Annotated in this window: 5 protein-coding genes and 1 pseudogene; 1 reads left to right on the top strand and 5 read right to left on the bottom strand. The window is 43.1% G+C overall.

The window, feature by feature from the left end; translation table 11 throughout:
- Positions 1-215 precede the first annotated feature (215 nt).
- Positions 216-356, top strand: a pseudogene (locus tag KDK67_RS08495) (CRISPR-associated endonuclease Cas1); the annotation flags it as partial.
- Positions 357-375: 19 nt separating this feature from the next.
- Here KDK67_RS08495 and KDK67_RS08490 read toward each other — a convergent pair.
- The 5 genes from KDK67_RS08490 to KDK67_RS14560 all read right to left on the bottom strand — a co-directional run bounded on the left by KDK67_RS08490 (position 376) and on the right by KDK67_RS14560 (position 8,506).
- Positions 376-1,956 (bottom strand): hypothetical protein, encoded by a 1,581-nt coding sequence (locus KDK67_RS08490; protein WP_250868367.1) that lies wholly within the window; start codon positions 1,954-1,956, stop codon positions 376-378.
- 391 nt (positions 1,957-2,347) lie between these two features.
- Positions 2,348-3,532, bottom strand: coding sequence for an argininosuccinate synthase (locus tag KDK67_RS08485; protein WP_250868366.1), 1,185 nt, complete (start codon positions 3,530-3,532; stop codon positions 2,348-2,350).
- 24 nt (positions 3,533-3,556) lie between these two features.
- Positions 3,557-6,784: a carbamoyl-phosphate synthase large subunit gene (gene carB, locus KDK67_RS08480; protein WP_250868365.1), complete on the bottom strand. Its 3,228-nt coding sequence runs from the start codon at positions 6,782-6,784 to the stop codon at positions 3,557-3,559.
- Positions 6,784-7,881 (bottom strand): glutamine-hydrolyzing carbamoyl-phosphate synthase small subunit, encoded by a 1,098-nt coding sequence (gene carA / locus KDK67_RS08475; protein ID WP_250868364.1) that lies wholly within the window; start codon positions 7,879-7,881, stop codon positions 6,784-6,786. The genes carB and carA overlap by 1 nt, the downstream gene beginning before the upstream one ends.
- Before the next feature lie 397 nt (positions 7,882-8,278).
- The gene (locus tag KDK67_RS14560) at positions 8,279-8,506 is read right to left on the bottom strand and encodes a KTSC domain-containing protein (RefSeq protein WP_420846934.1); all 228 of its coding nucleotides are present in this window, start codon (positions 8,504-8,506) and stop codon (positions 8,279-8,281) included.
- Positions 8,507-8,573: the final 67 nt, after the last annotated feature.

Here is an 8,573-nt window from a genome sequence, read left to right as displayed (position 1 = left end):
TTTCAGGGAGTGACTAAAATAGAGGCATAGTATATTGTTTTTTGGTAAAATCAATATCAAGCACTGATGGAATTGTGTTGAGTATTCTAAGTTTATATCAAAAACGTGAGGATGGCTGAATAGTTACAAACAATCTAGTATAATTCGGAATGTGCTTGGAAATATATCAGTGAATGTGCATCATATTTTGGTAATTGGAGCATATTAAAGACCTTAAATGGAAGAAGATGGGTTTCTCTAAGGATACTCTCCATTACATGAAGCAGAATGCTAAGGATGATAAGCCATTTACATTAAATACTCATGTTAGGGAGAGGTTGGAAAATTGGACTTGTGGAGTTTCTGCTGCTGAATAAGAATCAATTGATAGCAGAATCATTTGTCAGTTTCAGAGCTATTGTCCCAGTAGTATTTTTTCCAATCTTCATAGTTTTTAAATGTCGTATGATAAACCTTACCATCAATTACTATGTGCCAGAACTTCCATTCAGCGTCTTCAATTTTTTGAGGGGTGTATATGAAATAACCGTTGAAAGGGCGAGAACCAAACCTCCAATAGTTCTTATCATCAATCATTTTCCCCTTTGGCGGAACTACATAATATTTTCTAGTATTTAGCTTACAAACTGATTCAAAAGCCTGACAACGAATTGGTAATACGTACTGATCTCCATTTGCACTCTCTATTATGTTTAAACCATCCAATTCGTATTTTAGTTCTTCAGACCAATTTTTGACAAGGTATGAAGCAATATCCTTTCCCGCAAATTTTGTTAGCCATTCCCAATCACCTATGTTTGTAGGGTCATCAATTTCATAAGGATGTGCTGATTCGAGTATATATTCAGTTACTCCCATTTTTCTCAATACTTTTTCTCCATTAGATAATATTTCAAGGCCAGCTTTTTTGAGAACTGAATTTCCGTAACAGATTATTTTTTCAGCATAATCTTCAGTTACTTTTCCACCCTCTACAAGCATTTGTAAGCGACCTGAATGTATGTAGTTGTGACAATATGGACATAATGCAACAATTTTTTTTAATTCACCCCTACCTTCAACATAATCAATGTCAAAAATTTCATGTGCTTCCAGCCATTTATTATCCCCTAATACTTCATATCTTGAAATGCCACATGCCCAACAACACTGATTGTTTTCTATATATGCAAGTGTTCTTTTTTGATCCCACCATTCTTTACCCTTTATGGTTCGTGGATTCAAACCATGCAATGGTTTTGGAAGAGTTGGATTATTAAGTATCATTGGATCTGTAAACAAAGGTAAACCCCACCGAGGGAATACGGGAACCGTCCACGTTTTTTCTTCATATAGGCGTTTAAGGTATTCGACATCTTCGATGCAATGTTTAATTAATTGCTTTAAAGTGGCCCGCTTTAAATTTATGTTTTCTTTTTTACAATTATAATGAGATTGCATCATTTCTTCTAATGATGGCCATTTTTTATTGTTACCATAAGGTCTACGAGCAATAATTGCTGAAAATACATCATATGAATCAAAACCAATAGGTTTTCTGCATCCTTTTCTGTCTTGATTTAGTCTCAATAAATCATTTTCGATATGATCTTTTTCTGGAATCTTCGACTTTTTTTTATGAGATTTTTTTACTAATTCTAGTCCATATTTTTCTAGAACAAAAAAGTCAAACCCTTCACCATTATAAGAAACGATATGCTTGTGTTTTTTTATTTCACTGACAAAATCGGTTGGCTTTTTAAACACCTGCATCTTATTCTTATCATAACTATAAATTACACCACAGCGGAATTTTCTTTCCCTTTTAGACTTCATGGAACGAATATCACCAAAATCGGTTTCTATATCAATAATTGCTACTCCTTTTCGTGTATTCCACGGATTGGTAACAAAATCGTTTGTAAATTCATGTTGGGAAATTTCGCTTTGAATTTTGATACTATCTGAAAATTTCATAGCAGATGTACAATTTTAAAATATAAAAATCATGTCGTGAAATTTTTTTCAAAACTGGAATTTCAAAGCGTACACTTTTATGACGTTGTATATATCCCCGACTTGCTATGCGAGGGATAAGATTTGAACCCAATGATTCTCTAAATTTTAGAAGGGTTGCATTTTTCATCCTTACCTATATCCCCCAAAGATTGTGCGGGGGGAAGAGATTCGAACCCTTATATTTTGTTTAGTACAATCCCCCATACCTTAAAGATGTGGTATATTTTCACCGAATAGTTTAACCATCATTAATGGTCTGGAATTAAATATAGAACGATCCGAATCAAATTAAGAGCAATAAATGAAAAAAGATGTGTACGTATGCGGATTCCGCATACGTGCGATATTATCAGTTCTTGTCTACGAATTTTCTGTACAGGCGTGCCTGGAATCCGTGATATTTAGCAAACCCTTCAGCATCCTTCTGGTCGATGCTTGTGCCATCAAAGGATACAAGTTCTTCTGAGTAAAGGGCATATGGGGATGTCCTTGCAAGAACGAGGACGCTACCTTTGAAGAGCTTCATTGTTACTGTACCTGCGACACGTTCCTGTGTCTTGTCAATGAATGCATTGAGGTCATCGTAGAGTGGCTCGTCCACGAGGCCGTAGTATGCAAGCTCAGACCACTGTTCATCAACTGCTGACTTGAACTTGAGCTCTGCACGGGTAAGCACGAGCTTTTCGAGGTCTTTGTGTGCTGCAAGCAGAACTGTTGCTGCAGGATGTTCGTAGTTCTCACGTGCCTTGAGTCCAAGGACACGGTCCTCGATCATGTCGGTACGACCTACGCCGTGTGTTCCTGCAATGATGTTCATCTTCTCGATAAGTTCGACACCGCCGAGCTTCTGACCATCGAGGGATACCGGTACACCGTTCTCGAATCCGATCTCGATGATCTGTGCATCGGGTGCATCTTCCGGAGCTGTTGTCCATTTGTATATCTCTTCAGGAGGGATATATCCCGGGTCTTCAAGCTTTCCGCCTTCGATGCTTCTGCTCCAGATGTTCTCATCAACGCTCCATGGTTTTGCAGTGGTGACTCCCACAGGTATGCCATGTTCTTTAGCGTATTCGATCTCCCATTCACGGGTGAGGTTCATTTCCCTCATGGGTGCGATGACATCCATATCGGTGAGCCTGAACACTGCCTCAAAACGAAGCTGGTCGTTGCCTTTGCCGGTGCAACCGTGTGCAAGTGCAACAGCGCCTTCCTGTTCTGCGATCTCCACTACCTTCTTGGCGATGAGCGGGCGTGCAATGGATGTTCCCATGACATAGCCTTCGTAGTCGCCGTTAGCTCGGATAAGCGGGAAGATATAGTCGTTCACGAACTCTTCGCGAACATCAAGCGTGAAATGCTTGTCACTGATCTTCTGTGCTTTCTCTTCTGCCTGTGCAACATCTTCCTTTGGCTGTCCCACATCGACTGCTACTGTAATTACTTCATCGTATCCGTATTCTTCCTTGAGGAGAGGGATACAGATAGATGTGTCCAGTCCTCCGGAATACGCAAGTACTACTTTCTTTGACATGATATTGTTTCCTTGTATTGATGATCAGTTGTTAATCTCTTTGTGATATTCATTGATGGACTTGATGGTTATCTCACCTGTTTTCATAGATGTGATAGCATCAGCGGCTGCTTTTGCTGCCTGTACCGTGGTGATGTATGGTACCTTGAAGTCCACTGCAGCACGGCGGATATGGAATCCATCTTTTCGTGACTGGCTTCCTGTTGGAGTGTTCACGATAAGTCCGACCTCATCCCTGCGCAGCATGTCTATGACGTTAGGACTGCCTTCGTGCAACTTCATGACCGCTTCCATGTTGATACCTTTCTCTGCCAGGTAGTTCGCGGTCCCTTTGGTGCCTATGAGCTTAAGTCCTGCATCCTGCATCTTCTTTGCGATCTCGACAAATTCTTCCCTGTCTGCTTCCTTTATGGACATGAAAACATATCCGCTAAGGGGCAACAGGTTGTCTGCACTAAGTTGTGCCTTGAAGAACGCACGTCCGAAATCATAGTCTATGCCCATTACCTCTCCGGTACTCTTCATCTCCGGACCAAGAACAGGGTCTGCTCCAGGCAATTTATCGAATGGCAAGAGTACTTCCTTGACGGAATAGTGCTCGACAGCTAACTCGTCCTGCTGTGCGTATCCCAGTTCCTCAAGGGAGTGGCCGATGATGACCTGTGCAGCGATCTTGGCAAGTGGAAGTCCCACTGCTTTTGATACGAATGGAATGGTTCGGCTGGAACGAGGGTTCGCTTCAAGCACGTAGACCTTTCCATTCTGTTCTGCCATCTGAATATTGATAAGTCCTATAACATTGAGTGATAGTGCTATCTTGCGTGTGTAATCACGTACTGTCTGAAGGGTCTCTTCTGACAAATAACGTGGCGGGATGACACAAGCTGAGTCCCCGGAGTGTATGCCGGCTTCTTCGATGTGCTCCATTATCGCACCGATGAGCACGTCCTTGCCATCACAGACCGCATCCACATCTATCTCGACCGCACCTTCAAGGAAGTCGTCGATAAGTACGGGCTGTTCAGGGGATACGCGTACTGCTTCCCTCATGTAGCGTTCGAGGTCCGGCTGTTCATAGACGATCTCCATTGCACGTCCGCCGAGTACGTATGAAGGCCTGACAAGTACCGGATATCCAATACGGTTGGCTATCTCGATGGCATCTTCCTGTGAGGTCGCGTAGCCGGCTTCAGGCTGTGCAACACCGAGTTCGTTCATCATCAGGTTGAACTTTTCCCTGTTCTCTGCCATATCGATGTCCTCAGGGGATGTTCCCATGATGATCGTGTCGAGGTCAGTGCGGCGCTGAAGTTCCTTCTGGAGGGGTAGTGCAAGATTGACAGAGGTCTGTCCGCCGAATTGTACCAGTACACCATACGGCTTCTCACGCTCGATTATGTTCATGACATCCTCGATTGTAAGCGGTTCAAAGAACAGCTTGTCAGAGGTGTCGTAATCGGTAGAAACAGTTTCAGGGTTGTTGTTCACGATATGTGCTTCGATCCCATCTTCACGGATAGCTGTGACAGCATGGACAGTACAGTAATCGAACTCTATACCCTGTCCGATCCTTATAGGACCTGCACCGAGGATGAGGACCTTCTTCCTGTCGGTTGGTACATCCTCGCACATCGTTTCATAGCATGAATAATAGTAAGGTGTCTCTGCAGCGAATTCCGCAGCACAGGTATCGACCATCTTGTAGGTCGAAATGATGTCATTATCACGGCGCAGGTCGTTGATCTCTTCACGGCTCTTTCCTGTCATCTCCCCGATGCGTTCATCTGTGAATCCCAGGCGTTTTGCTTCTGTTAAGAGAGCGATGTCCGGTTCACCTGCGAAAAGTTCTGCTGCAAGCTTCTTTTCCATCTTGACGATGTTGTCTATCTTCTCTATGAAGAAGACATCTATACCGCTGAGTTCGGAAACTTCCTCTATGCTCATTCCGGTATTAAGGGCATGGAAGATAACGAACAGCCTTTCGCTTGTGGGGGTCTTCAAAAGGGTGATGACCTCTGCCTGTTCCCATGTCTTGTTACCGAACTTCATATCGATGTCAAGGGACCTGACAGCTTTTTGAAGGGATTCCTCGATGGTACGTCCGATGGACATCACTTCACCGGTACTCTTCATGGCGGTGGTAAGGGTCTTGTCAGCTGTGACGAACTTGTCGAATGGCCATCTTGGGATCTTTGTGACAATATAGTCGATGGTAGGTTCAAAGGATGCAGGTGTCTTCTTGGTGACATCATTGAGTATCTCGTCAAGTGTCATTCCAATTGCGATCTTTGCTGTGACCCTTGCGATAGGATAACCGGTTGCTTTTGAAGCAAGGGCTGATGATCTCGAGATACGTGGATTCACTTCCACGATCCTGTATTCGCCGTCCTTGGCAGCGAACTGGATGTTACACCCACCTTCAATGTCGAGAGCACGTATGATCTTGATAGCTGCTGTACGAAGCATCTGGTGTTCGATGTCGTTAAGCGTCTGAGAAGGAGTAACTACAATGGACTCGCCGGTGTGGACTCCCATTGGGTCAAGGTTCTCCATGTTACAGATGACGATACAGGTATCGTTGGAGTCACGCATTACCTCGTATTCGAATTCCTTCCATCCGAGAACGCTTTCCTCGATGAGAACCTGATTTATCCTGCTGCGGCGCAGGCCTCTTTCGGTTATCTCGAGAAGCTGTTCTTTTGTGTATGCGATACCGCCGCCGGCACCTCCAAGGGTGTATGCGGGGCGTATGATAAGGGGTAATCCGAGTTCATCGATGATCGCTTCAGCTTCTTGAAGTGTGGAAACTGCCACGCTTTTAGGCACTTTCTCACCGATGGCTTCCATCTTGTTCTTGAAGAGCTCACGGTCCTCGGTGTTCTTGATGGCTTCAAGAGATGTTCCAAGCAGTTCGACATTGAACTTCTCGAACACACCCATCTCAGCAAGCTCACTTGTAAGGTTAAGGCCTGTCTGACCGCCGATACCTGCAATGATGCTGTCAGGTCTTTCCTTTTCGATGATCTTGGCGATTATCTTTGCTTCAAGCGGCTCGATGTAAACGGCATCTGCCATTTCTGGATCTGTCATGATGGTTGCCGGATTGGAGTTTACAAGGACTACCTTGTACCCTTCTTCTCTTAATGACCTGCATGCCTGAGTTCCGGAGAAATCGAATTCTGCTGCCTGCCCTATCATTATCGGACCGGAGCCTATGAGCAGGATCTTCTTAATATCGTTTCGTTTTGCCATTATATCCTGCCTCCCATAGCTTTCATGACCTTTCCAAAGAATATTTTCTCTGTATCTCTTGGGCCAGCATGTGCTTCCGGATGATACTGAACACTGAATATATCGAGGTCTTTCTGCTCGATACCTTCCACGGTCCTGTCATTGGTGTTGACCTGTGTGACAGTTACATCGGTGTCATCGAAGGAATCTCCTTCTACAGCGAATCCGTGATTCTGTGATGTGATATGTACAATTCCTGTTTCAAGGTCCTTGACCGGCTGGTTTGCTCCACGGTGCCCGAACTTGAGCTTGTATGTGTCAGCTCCAAGTGCCCTTGCGATGATCTGATGACCAAGGCATATTCCTGCAATAGGAACAGTTCCTGCCATTTCTTTTACTGCGTCTATGGCTGCATTTGCATTCTGTGGGTCACCTGGTCCATTGGACAGGAATAAAAGATCAGGGTCAAATTCCTGAATTACAGAAGCGGGTGTGGTAGCTGGTACCACTGTAACATCAATACCTCTGTTCAACAGACTTGTAGAAATGTTCCTCTTCATTCCGAGGTCGATAAGTACTACATTTTTCTTGTCACCGGTATTGACCTGACTTTTTATGGTGTAGGGCTCTTTACAGGTTACCCTTGAGATCAAGTCGAGACTGGATATATCCGGCTGCGCTCTTGCCAGCCTTACAGCCTCTTCACCATCGTCACTGCCATTGATAAGTGCAGCGCGCATGGTACCATGCTCTCTAGTACCGATGGTAAGCATACGGGTATCGACACCGGATATTCCGGGCTTTCCCTCATCTTCCATCAGCTTGTAGATATTACGCATGGATTGGTGGTGACTTGGAGACGGACATGCTTCCCTTACAACAAGGCCCTCGGCCTTTACACCGTCGGACTGGAAGGTCTCATCATTGACCCCATAATTTCCGATAAGAGGATATGTGAACATCAAGATCTGACCGCTATATGAAGGGTCTGTCAGTGATTCCTCATAACCTGTGTACTGAGTAGTGAAAACAAGCTCTCCGCAAACGATACCTTCAGCACCGAAACCGGTACCTTTTAAAAACGTTCCATCTTCTAATCCTATTACTGCATCCATCATCCGAACCTGCCATTAGATATCATGAATGGTTTATAAGGGTTATGATGGATATGACTATTTATAGGTGTGTTGTGTGAAATTTTGTTGAAGGGTGTGGGTCAGGTGGGTATTTTATGTGTCTCGATGATCTTCAAGTTGTATTCTTGGTCGGATCTCCATAACTGTGAACACTGATAAGTCTTGATTGTAATATTTAGGTTCTATAAATGTTAATCAATGGTTCTACATCCATCCTTTATCCGAATTTTAAGTTTGACAAAAAGAGAAAATGTTAAATTTAAACGACTTCCGGTTAAAAATAAGCTATAAATGAAGATAAACGCGAGCAATAGAACCACTATTAAGTTTAACATTTCTACATTCGGAATGTAAAAATTAAGTACCCTTCACAATTAAATTATTTTTTGATGCAACTGTTTTTGTACTTATATATCTTGTTTTTCAAAAATGTTCCTTTTGAAGAAGCATACATTAGCCGATTATAAAGCTTAAGAGGAACCCCATGGTAGTGATAAATAGGACCTTTGTTGAACTCTACTTCCAATATACAAGCATCTTCATCATATCCTATTGATTTTACATTTGAGGATTTAACCGATTTTCTTTCCAAAAATATTTCCTCCATTGTAAAAAATACATCAATATCTTTTAGATTGTATCCCTCATCTTATTTCCTATTATTTACATTTAAT

The sequence above is a fragment of the Methanococcoides seepicolus genome, assembly GCF_023684405.1.
Taxonomy (GTDB): Archaea; Halobacteriota; Methanosarcinia; order Methanosarcinales; family Methanosarcinaceae; genus Methanococcoides; species Methanococcoides seepicolus.
The sequence above is the reverse complement of the archived record's forward strand: the minus strand, read 5'-3'. Positions and strand labels throughout refer to the sequence as shown.

Excerpts from the sequence above, each read along its gene's own strand:
- KDK67_RS08490 (WP_250868367.1), bottom strand. The coding sequence starts at position 1,956 with ATGAAATTTTCAGATAGTATCAAAATTCAAAGCGAAATTTCCCAACAT.
- KDK67_RS08485 (WP_250868366.1), bottom strand. The coding sequence starts at position 3,532 with ATGTCAAAGAAAGTAGTACTTGCGTATTCCGGAGGACTGGACACATCT.
- carB (WP_250868365.1), bottom strand. The coding sequence starts at position 6,784 with ATGGCAAAACGAAACGATATTAAGAAGATCCTGCTCATAGGCTCCGGT.
- carA (WP_250868364.1), bottom strand. The coding sequence starts at position 7,881 with ATGATGGATGCAGTAATAGGATTAGAAGATGGAACGTTTTTAAAAGGT.
- KDK67_RS14560 (WP_420846934.1), bottom strand. The coding sequence starts at position 8,506 with ATGGAGGAAATATTTTTGGAAAGAAAATCGGTTAAATCCTCAAATGTA.